Source organism: Ancylobacter sp. GW821-FHT10E12, from assembly GCF_058809335.1.
This window is the reverse complement of sequence record NZ_JBXASN010000006.1, coordinates 26802-44900: the sequence shown is the minus strand read 5'-3', so window position 1 is coordinate 44900 and position 18099 is coordinate 26802. Positions and strand designations below refer to the sequence as shown.

Below are 18099 nucleotides of genomic sequence, written 5' to 3'. Positions count from 1 at the left end.
CATGCTGAACAGAATACTCCTTTTTGCCGCCGCGCTGACGATGGCCCAGCCCGTCAGCGCGCAGGACTACCCCTCGCAGCCGATCCGTATCGTGGTCGGGTTCGGTGCGGGAGGTGGGACCGATCTTCTGGCCCGCACCATCGCCGACGAGATGAGCAAAAGGTTGGGCCAGCGGGTTCTAGTCGAGAACAAGCCCGGCGCCACCGGGGCTATCGCGGGCGGCTCGGTCGCTCGCGCTGCCCCAGACGGCTACACCCTGTGGCTGGCGACCCAGGGGTCGATCACCGTCGCGCCGCTGATCCAGAAGCCCAAACCCTACGATCCACTCGCGGATTTCCAGCCCGTCAGCCAGCTGTCGACTATTAGCCAGCTCATCGTCGTCGATGACGCCTTTCCCGCGCATGATTTCAAACAATTCGTCGAAATAATCAAAGCCAGTCCTGGCAAGTATCCCTTCGCTTCGGCGGGCCTCGGCGGCCCCTCCCACATGTCGGCCGAACTGTTCCAGCGCGAAGCGGGATTACAGATGCAGCACATTCCCTACGCCGGCGATGGCCCGGCGGTGCAGGACGTGCTGAGCGGCGTGGTTCCCATCTGGGTCACGGCGCCGGCTTCTTCGGCTCTGCAATACATTGCGTCGGGCAAGCTGCGCGCGCTTGTCGTGCTCGGGAAGCAGCGGGTCGAAGCGCTCCCCGAGGTACCCACAATTGGAGAAACGGGGCTTGGCGGAGCAGCCGTGGAGGCATACCAGCTGTTGTTGGCGCCCAAGGGGACGCCTGCGAACGTGATCGACAAGCTGAACGTCACTATCCGAGATATCTACAACGATCCCCAAGCAATCGGGCGGATCAAGATTGTCGGTTACATGCCGAAATACGCGAATGCACAAGAAGCCGCCGAGCTGATGAAGAGTGACATTGCCCTCTGGCATGACCTCGTGCTGGAGGTACTCAAGCCCTCCAACTGATCGGGCCGCCGGCGACCCAGTCGGAGCCGGGCGCGGACTGTTCGCATCGCCTTTCCGCGTCCATCTGGTATGGGCGACGCGGTCGGCCGGCAGGTGTCCGAATGCTGCGGGTCATGCCTTGGAGTAGACCCTGTTCAAACGAGAAGCACATGGAAAAGCGTGAACTTGGACGAAGCGGTCTGAAGGTTTCGGCGCTCGGCCTCGGTTGCATGGGGTACGGGCAGGACAGCGACAGACGGGCGGCCATCATCTTCATACGGAAGGCGGTCGACTGCGGCGTGACGTTTTTCGATACGGCCGAGGCCTATGGTCCCTTCGTGAACGAAGAAATCGTGGGAGAGGCGCTAGCCCCAGTCCGGCATGAGGTGGTGGTCGCTACAAAGTTCGGAATGAACATCGATCCAGACACGGGCGTGCGTCGCAACGGGCTAAACAGCCGCCCGCCGCATATCAAGCTGGCCGCGGAAGGCATGTTGAAACGGCTGAAGACAGACCACATCGATCTGCTCTATCAGCACCGGGTCGATCCCGATGTGCCGATTGAGGACGTGGCCGGCGCTGTGGGCGATCTGATCCGGCAAGGAAAGGTCAGGCATTTCGGATTGTCCGAAGCCGGCGCGGCGACAATCCGCAGGGCTCATGCCGTCCAACCCGTTGCCGCACTCCAAAATGAATACTCGCTGTGGACAAGAGACGTGGAGCATGAGGTCCTGCCGCTTCTTGCCGAACTCGGCGTGGGGCTCATCCCGTTCAGTCCCTTGGGCAGGGGCTTCCTGGCAGGCGCGATCACTGCTGTGACCACCTTCGACAGCGGGGACCTCAGGAACCGGATTCCGCGGTTCGAGCCGGAGGCGCGCCGGGCGAACCAAGCCCTGGTCGACCGTCTCCGCGCGATCGCTGACCGCAAGCGGGCGACTCTGGCGCAGATTGCGCTGGCGTGGCTGTTGGCTCAGAGGCCGTGGATCGTTCCCATCCCGGGCACCCGCAGCCCTGACCGCCTGAAGGAGAATCTCGCATCGACCTCTGTTACACTAAGCGACGACGACATGCGTGAAATCGATGACGCACTCGAAGACCTCGAGGTAAAGGGAGCCAGGTATCCGGAGGACGTCATGAAATTGACTGGCCGCTAGCACTACTTTGGCAGATTGTGACTTCGGGGATTCCCAGGAGGCAAAACCCTGATTCATGGGGAACCAGCTTTTCTGGAGGCTGGTGATGGAAGCGGACTGGTGCAGCGAACTGGATGGGTGGCTTGAGCCGTTTGTCTTAGCGTTGCGGAACAGGACGCGGGGCCGGATGTGTCCAGCCTACATTGCAGGCCTAGTTGGCCCGGGTGATCGTAAAAGCGTGCAGCCGATGGCGGCGCGGGATGGCGAGGTCAGCTACGACCGGTTGCACCATTTCATCGGCAGCGGCGTGTGGGACGAAGCTCCACTGGAGGCGGCACTGCCCGCCGAGGCTGACAGACAGGTCGGAGGCGAGAAGGCCTGGTTGATCATCGATGATACGGCCCTGCCCAAGAAGGGCTGTCATTCGGTCAGTGTGGCACCACAGTATGCATCGGCACTCGGCAAGAATGCCAACTGCCAGACGCTCGTTTCGCTCACCTTGGCATCGCGAGAAGTGCCGATCATGGTGGGTTTGCGTCTGTTCCTGCCGGAGAGTTGGACGAGCAATGCTGCCCGCTTGGAACGCGCCGGGATTCCCGAGGATGTGCACTCCTATAGGACGAAGCCCGAGATCGCGCTGGCTGAGATCGATCGGGTCTGCGCTGCAGGCGTTCGCTTCGGCTGTGTCCTTGCCGATTCAGGATATGGCCTTTCCGATCCCTTCCGGCAAGGCTTGAGCGAGAGGGGCCTTGCATGGGCCGTTGGGATCCCGTTCAAGTAGAAAGTTTATCCCGCCGATGTCACGATGATCTTTCCCGTCGCCGGGCGGGGCCGCCCTCGCAAGAACGCAATACCGGACATCACCTCGGTATCGACGCAAACGGCGCTGGAGGCCGCAGCGTGGCGCAAGGTCAGTTGGCGGCGCGGCACCAAAGGAATGCTCGCCGCCCGCTTTGTCGCGGTTCGCGTTCCTGTCGCAGATGGACCGCCGCAGCGTATTCACGATATGGGTGCGCAACATTTGCCAGGCGAAGAGGTGTGGCTCGTCGGCGAACACCGCGCGACCGGCGAGCGCAAATACTACCTGTCCAATCTTCCGGCCGACACACCGATCAAGCAATTGGCGGGCGCCATCAAAGCCCGCTGGGTCTGCGAGCAGGCCCACCAGCAACTCAAGGAAGAACTGGGCCTCGACCACTTCGAGGGCCGGTCATGGAAGGGACTGCACCGACACGCGTTGATGTCGATGATTGCCCTTGCCTTCCTTCAATCCCGCCGCCTCAAGCAGGCCAGAGGGGGGAAAAAGAACCGCCGGACCGCCCCCGCAACCGAGCCTGCCCCAAATCCGGCAAGCCATCATTGACCCCTCTCCCTGCCTCCCGACCGACCTTGCCCGCATTGCGGATGCCGGTCGTCAGACTCTCCCAACCACAATCTGCCAAAGTAGTGCTAAGCTCAGGACTCATTGTTCAGAGCCAGAAAATGACGTCAGCGGCGATGCATATGGCTGAGAAGAATGCGCAGGCAAATCGATCCAAGCGGATGGCAAAGCCATGCCAATCCTTAAGCTTTGTAGAGTGGAGTGCTCCTGCGGTTGGACAAGATCAGGCTGCGGTCTTGACCGTGAGCCGGGCGTGTTGATCCTCGAACTGCTGCGGGCTGAGATAGCCGAGCGCGGAGTGCAGTCGGCTTGTGTTGTCGACCAGATCGATGAAGCGCGGCAGGTCGGTGGCGAGGTCCTCGAACGTCTCGTAGGCCATTGGATAGACGGCCTCGACTTTCAAGGTCTTCATGAAGCTCTCGGCGTTGGCATTATCGTATGGGTTCCCGCGCCGGCCCATCGAGCCAGCGCGCCGTGATCGGCCAGAGCCTTGCCGGTAGAGGCTGGCGGCGTATTGCGATCCACGGTCGCCGTGATGCACGCAGCCCGGCGGAGGTCGGCGCTGCTCGACAGCGGAGCGAAGAGCAGCGAGTGTCAGGTGCACATTGATCGACGGGCCTATGGCGTAGCCGACGACCTTGTGTGACCACGCGTCCAGGATCACCGCGACGTAGACGAAGCCACCCGTGATCGGACGTAGGTGATGTCGGCGCCCCAGAGCTGGTTCGGCCCGTCCAGGATCATGTCTTCGCCAGGTTCGGGAAGATCGGCAGGGCATGATCGCTGTCGGTTGTCGCCACATAATGCCTGCGCCGCCGCGGCTGGAGATCGTGCTCGCGCATCAGACGCCTGATCTTCTTGTGGTTCACGACGAGGCCTCGCTGGCGAAGCGCCGCTTGCATGCGGCGGTAGCCGTAAGCCTCGAATCTGTCGGAGATGGAGACCATCGTCTCGACGAGCGCGGTATCGTCGAGGCTGATGGCTGGCTTGTCATAATAGGTCGAGCGCGCGATCCCCATCAGCCGGCATCCTTCTGCGACGGAGATACCGCAGGGCCGGTGAGGACGGATGTAGTCGCTCTTCTCGGCTGGGGTCCTTGCTTCAGTGCCCCCTTTAGAAACTCAATCTTGAGAGCCTGCTTGCCGACAAGCCGCTCAAGTGCGGCGATGCGCGCTTCATAGGCTTCGATCGTATCGGCGGCAGCCTCTTCATCGAGGGTGCCAGCCTCAAACTTCCGGATCCAGACCATGCAACATCTCGCCGGAGAGAAACTCCTGCGCCACCTGGCGATTGAACGCGGCACTATGCGCGTTGGCGGCAGATCGCGAGATCTACCCGCTCCAAACAGCGCAGCGCATTTTCATCACCACCGAGATAACGCATTCGCAAATCCGAGTTCCGGTGTGAGGCATCGACAGCTCACGGAGCGTCGCCGTTCGTATCCGAAGGCATCCAATTCCCAGGATTTCTCTGGAGACAACTTGGAGACAATGCCCCCACCGAGGCGGTTGTCTCCACTCCCGAGCACTGCATCGCCTCAGGATATCATTGATTTACATAGGAAAAACTGGAGCGGGCGATGGGATTCGAACCCACGACCCCAACCTTGGCAAGGTTGTGTGATGGCTTTGATCGAGTTTTCCTGAGTTGCCTCGCATCGTAAATAACGTCGACAAATCAATCTGTTATTGATACTCGGCTGCTTGCCGTGGTACGAATTTTTCCATCACGGTGGACACCATGTGGACACCATTTCTGAACGATGTCCACATGGATGACCCGAGATGGATCGATCGTCGAGTGTTCTATTGACCAAACGGGCGGTCGACGCCGCCCAACCTAATGGTGACCGATATCACGTTTGGGACAGCAAGCTGGCAGGGTTCGGGCTTCGGGTAGAGGCAAGCGGGACGAAGACATTCGTCGTGCGTTATCGAGCCGACGATGGAGGGCGCTCCGCTCCTCGTCGCTTCGTGACCGTCGGACGTTATGGGACGCTTACTGTCGACGAAGCGAGAAAGCAGGCCAAGACGATCCTTGGTGCTGCAGCGAAGGGAGACGACCCAGCGAGCGAGCGGAGCAAGAAACGGCGCGAAATAACGATGGCCAAGCTCATCGATCTCTATGAGGGAGAGGGCTGCTTCATCCAGCGGGGCCAGCGCCAGGGCGAGCCGATGAAGGAGAGAACAAAGGCTTACACTCTCGCTCGCCTCCGGCATCATGTGGTGCCCTTGCTCGGCCACAAGCGAGTGTCGGAGATTGGAACTGGCGAAATCGAGAGATTCGTCCGCGATGTGGCGGCGGGCAAGACCGCGCGGGACGAGAAAACCGGGCCTCGCAAACGCGTCATCGTCCGCGGCGGCGATGGCGCTGCGAGAAAGGTTGTACGGGATTTGTCGGCCGTCTTCAGTTTTGCGAATCGCCGCGGCATCATGCCCTTGAACCCAGTGGAGAAGGCCTCCGTCCGGAAGACCGACAACCGCCGAGAGCGTTTCCTGACGTTGGAAGAGGTGGCTAAGCTCGGGATGGCCTTTGACGCCCTGGAGGCCGAGGGAGCAAATCCGAAGGCCATCGCGATCGCTCGCCTTTGGGCGCTGACGGGATGCCGGCGAGACGAGATCGCGGGCCTGCGCTGGTCAGAGGTCGATTTTGAACAAGGTTTGCTCATACTCGCGGATAGTAAAACGGGAAAGTCTGTTCGCCCCTTGGGGGCCGCCGCCATTGCACTCCTTCAAATGGTTGAGCGCATCCCCGGAACTCACTTCGTGTTTCCGGCCCAGTTCGGTGATAGCCATTATCAAGGCACAAAGCGGCTGTGGCCGAAGGTGATTGAAAAGGCAGTGCTGCCCGGCATAACGCCCCACACGTTACGGCATACGATGGGATCGACGGCAGTCTCTGCAGGCGAGGCGTTGGCACTGACGGGGGCAATCCTTGGTCACGCGACCCATCGCTCAACTGCCATTTATGCCCACGTTCAGCACGATCCTTCAAAACGGGCTGCCGATCGGGTGACCGAGAAAATTGCAGCGGCATTGGCCGGAAAACTGCGGCCCACAGAACCCCAGAACGATGACGCAAAATAGTATGTCAAAAGGCCCAGCTAGCAACCGATTGGGAAATCAGCCCGATCCATGGACAGCTGATTTGACCCACCTCTCTGAAACAGAACCAACTGTCAGCCGATAGCGCACATAGCCTTAAGACGTCCGCTTATGGTCATTTTCTAAGCACTTGCCAACTATGTATGCACGGTATATGCACCATTCTTCCACGACAAACAGCGAACGGAATTTGGACGCTACAATGCTGAAGACGGGAGAACGAGCCAAGGGCGCTGGCCACAGATCCGCGGCCCCGAAGATTGTAAAGGGCGGAAGCAGTGAGTTCGCCTACCGGGCCCTGCGTGATGAAATCGTATCGCTTGCTCTCGAGCCTGGAAGCGGCTTGGACGAGGCAACGGTAGTATCGCGGCTTGGGCTCTCACGCACCCCGGTGCGCGAGGCCTTTGTTCGTTTGGCCGGCGAAGGACTTGTCCAACTGCTTCCAAACCGAGGCGCCCGCGTCTCCCCAATGGGTTGGAACGACATCCGGGAGCATTTGGAAGCGTTCGACGTTTCCCAGCGCCTTGTGACGCGCTGGGCGGCCATCAGGAGGACAGCTCAACAACTTGAAGGCATAAGCCGTGAATGTTTGGCGTTTGAGGAGGCAGCCTCACAAGGTAAGTCTGGAGAGATGTTGGAGTCCAATTGGCGCTTCCATGCCGCGATAGCCAGTTGCTGTGGAAATTCCGTGCTGGAGCAGTTCTATGTTCAGCTATTGACCGGCAACCTCAGAATTTCCCGCTTGGCGATGACGTACGAGGCTTATCCGTCCGAAGACGCGTACAAGGCACACGTTGGAAAGATCCTGGCGGAACATCGCCAGATGATCGACGCGATAAGCGCGAAAGATGCTGAGAGTGCCGAAGCCTTGGCCAGGTCACATGCCAATTTAGCCCGGAAGCGCGTAACCGAGACACTCACCCAAAGCATGACGGCACAAATGGACATTTCTCTTGGTGGCCAGCCAGAATCGACGGCATAGCTGATTTGATTGGGCTATCGGAATCGCTAACTTAACCATACATGGAGCAGTCCATTTGCCGCAGCGCACGATGCCGCCGCATGTACGCTCGATGAACCTCACCTAGGTTGAGCATTGGCATGCCGCGCCTGAGTTGAGGCTTTAATTTCAGCTCGTATAATGAGTCCTTCCAGGCGTTGGACAAGTTGTCCATGCAGCTCGGTTTCGCGGAGAAAGGTTAGCGCTCCGTTTCGCTTGCGTACAACGCCATCGACAATGACCGTATCGACCGACTTATTGTTAGAACCAAGCACTACCGTCGCGACGGGATCGACAACGCCGACTAATGGCGACGGGCGTATCAAAGTCACATCCGCCCTTTTCCCTGGCGTAAGGCTACCTATGCGGCTTCCCAGCCCTATGGAGTGCGCTCCATCAATGGTTGCGAAACGGAGAATATCTCGAACCGTGACGTCGACAGTGCCATGCTCCAGCGCTTGCAGTCTCGCCGCTTGGAAGGCGCACGCCATCTGGCCAAACAGGCCATAGTCGGTTGAGGTCACAACGTCCGCTCCCAAGCCAGGTCGGACGCCCTTCGCGAGAAAGCGAGTGGTGGAGGGGTAACCGAACATCATCTGCATCTCAACAGTCGGCGTTGCAACGAACGTACCGCCGGTGTCCGCGATGCGCTGGATACTTTCATCCGTCAAAGAGGTGCAGTGGACATACTGAATACTGTCGCTGAGCAACCCGGCCTCATGCATGCGTTCGATTGACTGATAAGGTACGCCAAACGCTCCGTTCCCAGCATGCAGGCTCACCCGCAAATTCAAATCATGCGCAACCCGGAGATCGTGGGCTGTCACGGCGAGGGTTGACTGCTCTGGCCCGCGAACTGCCAGTGCCATAGTCACCAGGGTATCGTCGGAAGCCAGTATATCTCTTCTGATGCGGCGGACATCGTCCGGAAGAGGTCGGCTGCTGTCCATCGACCAGGATGGGTCCGTGTTCGGAAATCCGTAGCCAAACACCGCACGGATTCCGCTTGCTCTGAGTGAATCGATCAGAGCGTCTGTGTGTGCCGGCGTGTGCTGGATGTGCGACCAATCAAAAATCGTCGTAATACCAGCGTCCAAGGCTTGGGCCGCGCCCACAAGATTGGAAAACCGTGCATCTTCTACCTCGAAGATAGGCGCAAACTTCCCCGCGATGACCTTGAAGTACGTCGCGAGATCGGCGTCCGCGGCCATCAGTGCCAGCATGCCCTGCCAAAGGTGGCGATGCGCGTCGACAAGTCCTGGTATAGCGATCAGGCCAGTACCGTCGATGATATCAGCGTCGATCATGTCTATCGACGCAGCAATCTCCGCTATGCGTCCGTCCTCGATAAGGATCGACCCGCGTTGCAAGTCCCCAAGCTGAGGATCCATTGTCAAGACGGTCGCATTCTTGATCAGAGTTCGCATTGCCAATTCCGCCTCTCATACATTTCGGCTATTTAGTTGAGTTTAAACTGCAGTGAATCGGCAGAATCCTTCACTTCCGCGCTGTGGAGTCGCGCGGTCTTAAAACTGCGCGACGGACATCCGCATCAGGCTTCTTTCGATTTCCCCACGAGCGATACCGCTTGTTATGAAAACTAGGAATGAGGGCCTCGTTTCGGGAACCGTTATGTGGGTTGGTGGATGCATAATGTGCTGAACACCATGGATCGCGAGCGGCTCTCGAGATGATGTGGTTCGAACAAGCCCTTTTACCCGCAGAATGCGATCTCCGTGCGCATGCAGAAGCGCCGACAGCCAGATGGTAAAGATCGGCCAATCCACGACGGTATCGAGCAACAGCGTGAATGAGCCAATCGTGCCTTCATGGGATGTCGCCTCGGCAACAAATGGTGAGATCGAGGTGGCAAGTTCCTCAGTGCCGCCCAAGACATTGCAGATTTGAAAGTCGGCCGCTTGGGCGTTGAGGACGCGTGCGTCGGGAGTAAGCTTACTCACCGCATCGGTGACGTCCTGCATAGGCGCTGCGGCGCGCAAGTCACTCTTCGTTACAACCACCGTATCGGCGAGAGCGACTTGGCGTCGTGCCTCACTGCGTAGCTGAAGATTTGATACGCCGGCGACAGCGTCGACAACGGCCACGACGGAGGCAAGACGGACGTGGGATTTCAACCACGGATCCGTCGCCAGTGTGGCAATTACGGGAGCTGGGTCGGCGAGGCCTGATGTTTCCAAAATAGCCCGGGTGAACCGGCCATCATTCTTTGACAATCGTACGAGTTCGTGGATGCTCTTGGAAATATCCTCGCGACGAGCGCAGCACACGCAACCACCGTCTAACAATCGTACATGTTCAACCGCATGGACGAAGAGCCGATGATCGACCCCAGCCTCGCCAAATTCATTTACGACTATGCCGGTATCGGCACCATCCATCGTTTCTACGAAACGTCGAATTAGAGTCGTCTTTCCACTGCCAAGAAAGCCTGTGACGACGGTGAGGGGCAGGCGCTCATCCATTGCCGGGTACCGGGGAGAACAACGTGTCGGCGAGGGGGTCGAACCGCAGACCGGTCAGAGCTTCTGCTTGTGGCCACAAATCATTGAGCGTGGGCGCGATACGAAAGCGTCCCCGAGTGTCCCTAAGCGCCAATGATTCACCGTCCCAGTCGTCACATGTGATGCCCGCGCCAAGCAACAAGTTATTGATTCGGTCAATTCGTCGCTTACGCTCTTCGCGATAAAGTTGGATGTCCTGAAATGGAAATCGGTCATTTCGTAGACGACCGAAATCACTCCAATGCTCACCTGCTCCGAATATTGCGCATACTTCACACATTGCGTTTACTAACCTGCTATACGTTTGTTCCAGGTCATAGACTGGACTGATCTCTGTTCGCAACCGCTGTCCGAACCAGTTTTTCGCTCACTCAACCATCCGCAAGAACTGTCGCGTCCGCTGTTGAATTGGATCGTCAATAACCTGAGCGGGGGGGCCTTGCTCAACCACGACGCCCTCGTCCATGAACACGACTCTGTCGGCAACTTCTCGAGCGAAACGGATCTCATGGGTTACGACAATCATCGTCATCCCAGCATTGGCGAGGAGACGCATAACCCCAAGAACCTCTCCGACAAGCTCCGGATCCAGCGCCGAGGTGGGTTCGTCGAACAACATCAGCTGTGGCCGTATAGCGAGTGCTCGGGCGATCGCGACACGCTGCTGCTGGCCGCCTGACAAGCGATGAGGCCGATAGTCACTCCTGTGCGCAAGGCCGACCGCCGCAAGGAGGCGCTGGCCCCGCTCATATGTTTCAGCCACCGGTTCACCGTAAACTCGGAGCGGCGTCTCGGTGACGTTTTCCAAGGCTGTTAGATGATTAAACAGATTGAAATGCTGGAAAACCATACCAATGCGAGCATTCGCACGTGCTCGAGCGAGCCTCGTGGTCGGTCGCAGTCCTCCCCCCGGCAGGGCATCGTAGCCCACATGCTTGCCGCCAACTGTCACCTCGCCCCAATCCATCGGCTCGAGGTGATTGATCATGCGTAGTAGCGTGCTCTTGCCCGAGCCGCTCGGTCCGAGGATCGCGACAACCTCCCCACGCTTGATTTCCAGATCGACGCCATTGAGCACGGGCTTATCGCCGTAGCTCTTCTGGACGTTGCGGCACACCACGAAGGCGCCGCCATTTTCCTCGAAAGGCGAGACCGCGAGTAGGCTGCGTAGCCAGTCGGGGTCGGAGATCCCCCCATTGGGCGTGTCGTGCACAGCGCTCGCGACTTGGGTGCTCTCTTCTCGACTCTTGGTCCGCATGATCCAGGCTCCAAAAAGGCGATCGAAGACTTCGCGACTTCTATGGCGGTCTCGTTCAAAATCGAAGTGCCCCTCCAGAAGCCACTGTATTATGGAGATTAGACTTGTCAGGGTCAAATAAATCGCCGCAGCAGCCGCAAATACGGTGAAGAACTTGAAGTTTTGTCCGACAATCTGTTGAGATCTAAACGTAAGCTCATTGACGAAAATCACAGATGCAATCGACGTAAGCTTAAGCATGCTGATCGAATCATTCGCTATGCCGGGAAGAATAGCCGACATGGCCTGCGGCAGAATTATACGACGCAGCGTTAATGGGCTGCTCATACCAAGTGAAGCCGCCGCAGCGAACTGGTTGCGATTCACCGAAAGGATGCCGCCACGTATCAATTCGGCGCTGAATGCCGCCTCGTTCAGAGCAAAGCCTATGACAGCCGTGGTGAAGCTGTCGAAACGAAGGCCGATTGCGGGTAGAGCGTCGAAGATGAAAACGAGTTGCAATAGCTGTGGTGTGCCACGCATGAGCCAGATGTAGAACCAGCTGGCACCGCGAACTGCGCTGATTGAGGATAAACGCATCAACGCCAGTCCGAGGCCGAGACCGAGGCCTAGCGTCATGCCGAGTGCCGTGATCTGGACGGCGATGATCGCCCCTTCCCACATAAATCCTGAAGTAAAGTAAGCCCAGGTTTCGCTGGCCCAGGCGAACGGGACACGACCCGACTCAGCTTGAGCAAAGACCGGCGTCGTGAGCGCAATGGAAAGTATCACGACGGCGTTGAGACATAGGAATCTACGGACTGACCGCATCAATCGACCTTTACCTCAGCCTTGAGAGCCATTTCGGGGTCGATCTTATATTTCTCGAGCAGCCTCTTCTGCGTTCCATCGGCCTGCCGGATCTGAAGGCCGTCAAAAATTGCCCGTTGTAGATCTTTATTTCCTTTTTTAACCGCAGCTCCGATTGTCGTACCCGACATGATCTTGAAGGCGCGTGAGTATATATTAGGATTTTCGATCGCAAAGGCGTCGACTAGAGCGAGGTCTGTAAGCAGAATGTCTGCGCGACTATGTTGGACGAGGCGCAAGCCTGACGCGACATCAGGATAGGTCATCAAGCCGATTTCAGTTTTGCCTTCCGATTTGCATGTCTCTGACTGCTTTTTGACCAGCGTTTCCTCAAACGTGCCGAGCCCGACGGCCACGGACGCGCCACACGCATCATCGAGATCCTTGATGTTTTTCGGATTGCCGGCACGAGCCAGAGCTCCCATGCCAGCTTGCAAATACAGTATGTAATCAACCTCTCTCGCTCGTGCGGGAGTGTAGTAAAGGTCATTCCAGAGCACATCTATCTGACCACTCAATGTCGCCGGAAGCAGCCCGGACCAGCCCCCCAAGAAGAATTCATAGCTGACACCGGCGCATTCGAGAACCGATCTGGCAAGATCGGCGTCAAATCCGATGACGGAATTGAAGTCTTTTGCATCCCGCATCACGTAAGGCGGCGTCTGCGGGTCCGCGCCGATCTTTATGGTCTTCCCGACAAGGCCTGGATACTTCTCCATAAGCTTCCCAGGCTCGCAGGAGAGATCCTCTGCATTTGCCGAAAGTCCAAATGTCTGTGCGGCAATCACAAGGATTGCCACCGAAGCCCACCTACACCATGCCATGCTCGTTCTCCGTTGGTAAACTGCCCCAGCAGTTTCACTCGTATTCGACCCGCACCAATTCACGCGAAGCCGTTAGGGCTCCACACGCCAGCCCCAACCTGGGCGACCGACGTTTCGCTACACCGCCGCCCGCCTGGGAGGTGACTCGAGATGAATGCCCTCACCTCACCAGCGGCCATTTCGGGTAGCGCTCACGCACTGTATGCATCGTCGTACTAATTGTTCTTGCAACCGTCAATTTATTTTGCATACTTAGTGCATAAATGATTGGCTACGGCCGGCGATGTTCATGTGTTATCAATGTATTAGGGCACTTTATGTTGTTGCAATCAACCGCCAACGGGCTCCTACTCGGGGGCCTCTACGGGATAGCGACCATCGGATTTTCGATGGTCTGGGGCGTGATGGGCGTAATCAATCTCGCCCACACCGGGTTCATCATGCTTGGGGCCTACACGACCTACGGGCTGTATCGCTGGCTCGGCCTCGACCCGTTGGTCTCGATTCCAATTTCGATGGTGGTGATGTTCGCGCTCGGCTACGCGCTTCAAGCACTCGTGCTGAACCGCATCATCCGCACGAGCCTTCTCCTGTCACTGGTGGTGACGTTCGGCATCGAATTGGTGATGGTGGACGCGGTGTCCATCGCTTTCACCTCGGACGTGCGCTCGGTGAACGCAGTCTACGCTGCCTCCTCCATCGAGGTGTTCGGTATACTCGTCCCGGTGGTCCGCCTCATCGCGGCGGGCTTTTCTATAGCGCTGGGCGCCGCCTTCTATGCTTTCTTGCGGTTCACCAACAGCGGGCAGATGATACTCGCCACCGCGCTCGATCGAGAAGTCTCCGCCCTCATGGGGATTAATCCCGAGCGTATCTACGCCCTCACTGCGGGGGCCGGAGCGGCGCTTGCAGGGGCCACCGGTTCGCTCGCGTCCATGTTGTTCCCGATCGTGCCGGGCATGGGCGTCACCTTCCTCAGCGCAGTATTCGTCATCACCGTCCTTGGCGGCATCGGCTCGGTAGAAGGGTGCATTATCGCCGGCTTCATCTACGGGCTGGTGCAGGCTTGGTCGGGCTATTTCCTTGGCGCCAACTACCAGGAGATCGTGGGGTTTGCGCTGTTCCTGCTGGTGCTGGTGTTGCGGCCCCAGGGGCTGTTCGGCAAAGCGTTCTTCGGAGAGCACGCATGAGCCTCTCCTCACCCGTCCTCCAGCGCCGCATCGCCCTCGGCGCGCTGATCTTCGGCGTTATCGTGCTCGCAGCAGCACCCCTCGTCCTGAACAATTACTGGCTGCGCGTGCTGACCACCGTCTTCATGTTCGCCATCGTCACCCAGGGCCTCAATGTCATCGTCGGCCTTGCCGGATACCACGCCTTCGGCAACGCGGTGTTCTTCGGCTTCGGCGCATACACGTGCGGCGTCGCCATGACATTGGGTGTGCCGTTCCCGGTGGCGCTGGTGGCGGCGGTCCTCTTCTCGGCCGCCGTCGCCGGGATCATCGGCTGGCCGATCCTGCGGCTGCGCGGGCATTATTTCGCCATCGCCACCGTTGCGCTGAACCTTGCCGCCATCCAGCTGGTGATCCAGGTGGGCGGCGTCACCGGCGGCGCGCAGGGGCTGCCGCTGCCGCTGAGCGATATGGCGCCGGGACCGCTCTACCGCATCATCTATCTGGTAATGCTCGCCGGCATGGTGGCCTCCACCGTCATCGTCGCCGTCATCTTGCGACTGCCGTTCGGCTACGCGCTGCGCGCCATCCGGGACGGCGAGCGGGCGGCGGGCGTGATGGGCATCGACACCACCGCCACCAAGGTGCTGGCCTGGGCCATCTCGGCGGGCGTCACTGGATTTGCCGGCGGGGTCTGGGCCTATTGGATCACCTATATCGAGCCGGTGAGCGCGTTCGATCCCGCGGTCGGCGTGAAGGCCTACATGATGCTGATCCTCGGCGGAATGGGCACCGTCATCGGCCCGGTGGTGGGCGCCTTCGCGCTCGAGTTACTAAGCACCTTCGTCTGGGGCGGCTTCCTCCAAGCGCATCAAGTCGTCTTCGGGGTGCTCATCGTCATCATCTGCTTGCTCGCCCCCAACGGCATCATCGATGCCTCACGGCGGGCGGCGCGGAGCTGGAGGTCGCGTCATGGCAATGCTTGAGGCGCGCGACCTTGAAATCCACTTCGGCGGCGTGAAGGCGCTGGCCGGGGTCTCCTTCGATGTCGCCGAAGGCGAGATCTTCGGCGTCATCGGCCCCAACGGCGCGGGCAAGACGACTCTACTCAATGCCATCTCGGCGGTCTATCCGCTCAACGCCGGCACCATCCGGTTCGACGGAACGGATATAACGCGCCTGCCGCCGCATCGTCTGTCCCGCCTCGGCATCGCCCGCACCTTCCAGATCGTCCAGCCGTTCAAGCAACTGAGCGTCACGGAGAACGTGGCGGTGGGCGCCATGTTCGGACATGCCCGACTGCGCGCCCGGCCCGCCTATCTCGCCGCCGCCGACGCGGCGCTCGCGCGGGTCGGCTTGTCCGCCAAGGCCGAGTTCCTCCCGCCGCATCTGACCCTCGCCGACCGCAAGTGCCTGGAGGTGGCGCGGGCGCTCGCCATGGGACCGAAGATCATCCTCTTCGACGAGGTCATGGCTGGGCTCAACCACACCGAGATCGAGCGCATGATCGACCTTGTCAGAAGCCTGAAGCAGGCGGGCCTCACCGTCGTCATCATCGAGCATGTGATGAAGGCGGTGCTCGCATTGTGCGACCGCATAATGGTGCTGAACTTCGGCGCCAAGCTCGCCGAGGGGACGCCGCAGAGCGTGATTGCCAACCCGAAGGTGGTCGAGGCCTATCTCGGCCAGCGCTTCGCCAAGGCACAGGCAGCGCAAAGCCAAGCAGCCCAAAGCCAGCCGGGAGGCATCGCATGACCATGCTCGCCGTGGACAGCCTCGCCGTCAGCTATGGCGACAGCCGGGTGCTGTGGGATGTGAGCTTCGACCTCCGCAAGGGCGAGATCATCGCCCTAGTCGGCGCTAATGGTGCGGGCAAGACCACCTTGCTGCGCGCGCTGACGGGGCTCGTGCCGATCCGCACGGGCACGGTGCGGTTCGAGGGCACGGATCTCGTTCCGCTGAAATCTTATGAGCGGGCGAAGCTCGGCATCGCCATGGTACCGGAAGGGCGCCGTCTGTTCGCCGGCCTCACGGTGCGCCAGAATTTGAGGCTCGGCGCCACCGCGCGCAAGGGCAGGGCGGGGGAAGACGACGATCTCAACTTCGTCTTCTCGCTGTTTCCCGAACTGGTGCGCCTCCAGCACCGCCTCTCCGGGCTTCTCTCCGGCGGCGAGCAGCAGATGTGTGCTATCGGCCGGGCGCTTATGTCCCGCCCGAGCCTGCTCCTGGTGGACGAGATGTCGTTGGGCCTTGCCCCGGTGATTGTCGAGCGCATCGCCGATGCGATCCGCCTCATCAATCGCGACCGGGGCATCACCGTGCTGCTGGTGGAGCAGGACGTGGGCCTCGCTTTGGAGATCGCCACCCGCGGCTACGTGCTCGACACCGGCCGCGTGACCATAGACGGCCCCGCGCATGAACTCCTGCAACGCCAGGACATCCGCGCCGCCTATCTCGGCCTCAACTGATCCGCGTAAGGAGCATCAAGTGTCCCAGCCCTATGACCTCGTGATCGAAAACGGCACGATCCACACCCCATCCTCGTCCTATCGCGCGGATATCGCCATCATGGGCGGCAAGATCGCCGCTATCGGCGGCCCGTTTGGCGAAGCGACGCGCCGGGTGGATGCCAGAGGGCTCGAAGTGCTGCCGGGCATCTGGCACGTGCACTGCCACTTCCGCGAGCCCGGCCACACCTACAAGGAGGACTTCCGCACCGGCTCCAGCGCGGCAGCGGTGGGTGGCGTGACCATGTGCATCGACATGACCAACAACACACCCCATCCTACCACGTTGGAGGATTTCGAGGCGAAGAAGGCGCTGGTCGCCCCCAAGGCCCATGTGGACTATGCGCTCTACGGCGGCGGGCTCTATCCACGCACGGTGGAGGCGCTGGCGAAGGCCGGGGCCATCGGCATCAAGATCTTCAACACACGCCACATCAAGGAGGTCTATCCCTACATCTCCGAGTTGGGCGTGCTGGACCACGGCATCCTCTACGAGCTCTACGAGGCGACCCGCGACGTAGGGCTCGTCGCCTCCGTGCACCATGACGATCCCGAATGGTGCAAGCGGCTGACCTTCCGCGACTATATCGACAAGGGCCGCTCCGACGCGCTCGCCTATCACGAGAGCTTCTCCAAGGGCTACATGTACGGCCATGGCATGGTGGCGGGGCTCGCCGCCTCGCTCTACTACGCCCGCGTCTGCGGTGTGAAGCTCCATGTGCTGCATCTCGGCGTCATGCCCTCCGGCGCCAACGAGATGGTGCGCCACGCCAAGTTCGACCTCGGCCAGGACGTGTCATGCGAACTGGAGCTGGGCACCATGTTCATGTCCCGCGCGCAAATGGAGAAGGTGGGCCCGCGCACCTATAACTGGGCCTATGACCCCGAGAGCGGCTGGGACGCCCTGAAGTCCGGCACCGCCGACATGGTGGTGCTGGAACATGCGCCCCATTCGAAGGAAGACGTGGATTCGGGCTGGCAGGACCTGTTCTCCGTACCGCTTGGCGTCACCGGTGCGCAGGAGTTCGTGCCGCTGCTGCTCAATGCGGTGAACGAAGGCCGCCTCACCCTCAACGATGTCGCCCGCCTCGCCGCCGAGGCCCCGGCCCGGCGCTTCGGCATCTTCCCGCGCAAGGGCGTGATCCAGCCGGGCGCGGATGCCGACTTCACCCTGGCCGACATGAGCCGAGAGGTGGTGTTCCGCGACACGGACATGCTCTCGCGGGTCGGCTTCACCAGCTGGGAGGGCATGGGCGCCAGGGGCGCCGCTACCCACACCATCGTCCGCGGCAGCATCGTCGCCCAGGACGGCAAGCTCGTCGGCGAACCGGGCTACGGGCAGTTCGTGCCCGGCACCGCCGCCGCCTGAGACCAAAAAAGCACCAACAACCTTTCGGGAACAGCAG

At 60.0% G+C, this 18099-nt stretch carries 16 protein-coding genes and 2 pseudogenes; 10 read left to right on the top strand and 8 right to left on the bottom strand.

Features of this window, described 5'->3' with window-relative positions:
• Position 1 precedes the first annotated feature (1 nt).
• The 3 genes and pseudogenes from AC1RU4_RS09470 (at position 2) to AC1RU4_RS09460 (ending at position 3442) form a co-directional block, all read left to right on the top strand.
• The gene (locus AC1RU4_RS09470; protein WP_492890822.1) at positions 2 to 967 is read left to right on the top strand and encodes a Bug family tripartite tricarboxylate transporter substrate binding protein; all 966 of its coding nucleotides are present in this window, start codon (positions 2 to 4) and stop codon (positions 965 to 967) included.
• 149 nt (positions 968 to 1116) lie between these two features.
• Positions 1117 to 2100: an aldo/keto reductase gene (locus AC1RU4_RS09465; protein ID WP_492890821.1), complete on the top strand. Its 984-nt coding sequence runs from the start codon at positions 1117 to 1119 to the stop codon at positions 2098 to 2100.
• An 85-nt stretch (positions 2101 to 2185) separates the two neighbouring features.
• A pseudogene (locus tag AC1RU4_RS09460) lies at positions 2186 to 3442 on the top strand (IS701 family transposase).
• A gap of 106 nt (positions 3443 to 3548) precedes the next feature.
• Here the strand turns inward: AC1RU4_RS09460 and AC1RU4_RS09455 are convergent.
• The 4 genes and pseudogenes from AC1RU4_RS09455 to AC1RU4_RS09440 form a co-directional block, all read right to left on the bottom strand.
• Positions 3549 to 3650, bottom strand: a pseudogene (locus AC1RU4_RS09455) (IS5/IS1182 family transposase); the annotation flags it as partial.
• Positions 3651 to 3683: 33 nt separating this feature from the next.
• Complete coding sequence (locus tag AC1RU4_RS09450; protein ID WP_492890820.1) at positions 3684 to 4238, bottom strand: transposase; 555 nt, start codon at positions 4236 to 4238, stop codon at positions 3684 to 3686.
• Positions 4201 to 4479 carry an IS3 family transposase gene (locus AC1RU4_RS09445; RefSeq protein ID WP_492890819.1) on the bottom strand — a complete coding sequence of 93 codons (279 nt, stop codon included), beginning with the start codon at positions 4477 to 4479 and terminating at the stop codon, positions 4201 to 4203. The genes AC1RU4_RS09450 and AC1RU4_RS09445 overlap by 38 nt, the downstream gene beginning before the upstream one ends.
• Positions 4479 to 4709, bottom strand: a complete 231-nt coding sequence (locus AC1RU4_RS09440; protein ID WP_492890818.1) for a hypothetical protein — start codon at positions 4707 to 4709, stop codon at positions 4479 to 4481. Before AC1RU4_RS09440 ends, AC1RU4_RS09445 begins: the two co-directional genes overlap by 1 nt.
• A gap of 535 nt (positions 4710 to 5244) precedes the next feature.
• On the opposite strand from AC1RU4_RS09440, the gene AC1RU4_RS09435 reads away from it, so the two are divergent.
• Together AC1RU4_RS09435 and AC1RU4_RS09430 are read left to right on the top strand one after the other, a co-directional pair.
• The gene (locus AC1RU4_RS09435; RefSeq protein WP_492890817.1) at positions 5245 to 6546 is read left to right on the top strand and encodes a tyrosine-type recombinase/integrase; all 1302 of its coding nucleotides are present in this window, start codon (positions 5245 to 5247) and stop codon (positions 6544 to 6546) included.
• A gap of 220 nt (positions 6547 to 6766) precedes the next feature.
• Positions 6767 to 7546 carry a GntR family transcriptional regulator gene (locus AC1RU4_RS09430; RefSeq protein ID WP_492890816.1) on the top strand — a complete coding sequence of 260 codons (780 nt, stop codon included), beginning with the start codon at positions 6767 to 6769 and terminating at the stop codon, positions 7544 to 7546.
• A 98-nt stretch (positions 7547 to 7644) separates the two neighbouring features.
• Here the strand turns inward: AC1RU4_RS09430 and AC1RU4_RS09425 are convergent, their stop codons facing one another.
• The 4 genes from AC1RU4_RS09425 to AC1RU4_RS09410 all read right to left on the bottom strand — a co-directional run bounded on the left by AC1RU4_RS09425 (position 7645) and on the right by AC1RU4_RS09410 (position 12993).
• Positions 7645 to 8991, bottom strand: coding sequence for an amidohydrolase family protein (locus AC1RU4_RS09425; RefSeq protein WP_492890815.1), 1347 nt, complete (start codon positions 8989 to 8991; stop codon positions 7645 to 7647).
• Between the two features lie 99 nt (positions 8992 to 9090).
• Entirely contained in the window at positions 9091 to 10047 is a 957-nt protein-coding gene (locus AC1RU4_RS09420) for a CobW family GTP-binding protein (protein ID WP_492890814.1), read from the bottom strand.
• 406 nt (positions 10048 to 10453) lie between these two features.
• Entirely contained in the window at positions 10454 to 12115 is a 1662-nt protein-coding gene (locus AC1RU4_RS09415) for an amino acid ABC transporter permease/ATP-binding protein (protein WP_492890813.1), read from the bottom strand.
• Between the two features lie 38 nt (positions 12116 to 12153).
• On the bottom strand, positions 12154 to 12993 hold the full coding sequence (locus AC1RU4_RS09410; RefSeq protein ID WP_492890812.1) for an ABC transporter substrate-binding protein: 840 nt from the start codon (positions 12991 to 12993) through the stop codon (positions 12154 to 12156).
• Between the two features lie 287 nt (positions 12994 to 13280).
• Here AC1RU4_RS09410 and AC1RU4_RS09405 point away from each other — a divergent pair, with 287 nt between their 5' ends.
• Genes AC1RU4_RS09405 through AC1RU4_RS09385 form a run of 5 tightly spaced genes read left to right on the top strand, consistent with a single transcriptional unit; the run spans position 13281 to position 18062 of the window.
• A complete protein-coding gene (locus tag AC1RU4_RS09405) occupies positions 13281 to 14207 on the top strand; it encodes a branched-chain amino acid ABC transporter permease (protein ID WP_492890811.1) in 927 nt (308 codons plus the stop codon).
• On the top strand, positions 14204 to 15172 hold the full coding sequence (locus tag AC1RU4_RS09400) for a branched-chain amino acid ABC transporter permease (protein WP_492890810.1): 969 nt from the start codon (positions 14204 to 14206) through the stop codon (positions 15170 to 15172). The genes AC1RU4_RS09405 and AC1RU4_RS09400 overlap by 4 nt, the downstream gene beginning before the upstream one ends.
• Positions 15159 to 15941 (top strand): ABC transporter ATP-binding protein, encoded by a 783-nt coding sequence (locus AC1RU4_RS09395; protein ID WP_492890809.1) that lies wholly within the window; start codon positions 15159 to 15161, stop codon positions 15939 to 15941. Before AC1RU4_RS09400 ends, AC1RU4_RS09395 begins: the two co-directional genes overlap by 14 nt.
• Entirely contained in the window at positions 15938 to 16654 is a 717-nt protein-coding gene (locus AC1RU4_RS09390; protein WP_492890808.1) for an ABC transporter ATP-binding protein, read from the top strand. The genes AC1RU4_RS09395 and AC1RU4_RS09390 overlap by 4 nt, the downstream gene beginning before the upstream one ends.
• A 19-nt stretch (positions 16655 to 16673) precedes the next feature.
• Positions 16674 to 18062, top strand: a complete 1389-nt coding sequence (locus AC1RU4_RS09385; protein WP_492890807.1) for a dihydroorotase — start codon at positions 16674 to 16676, stop codon at positions 18060 to 18062.
• Positions 18063 to 18099: the final 37 nt, after the last annotated feature.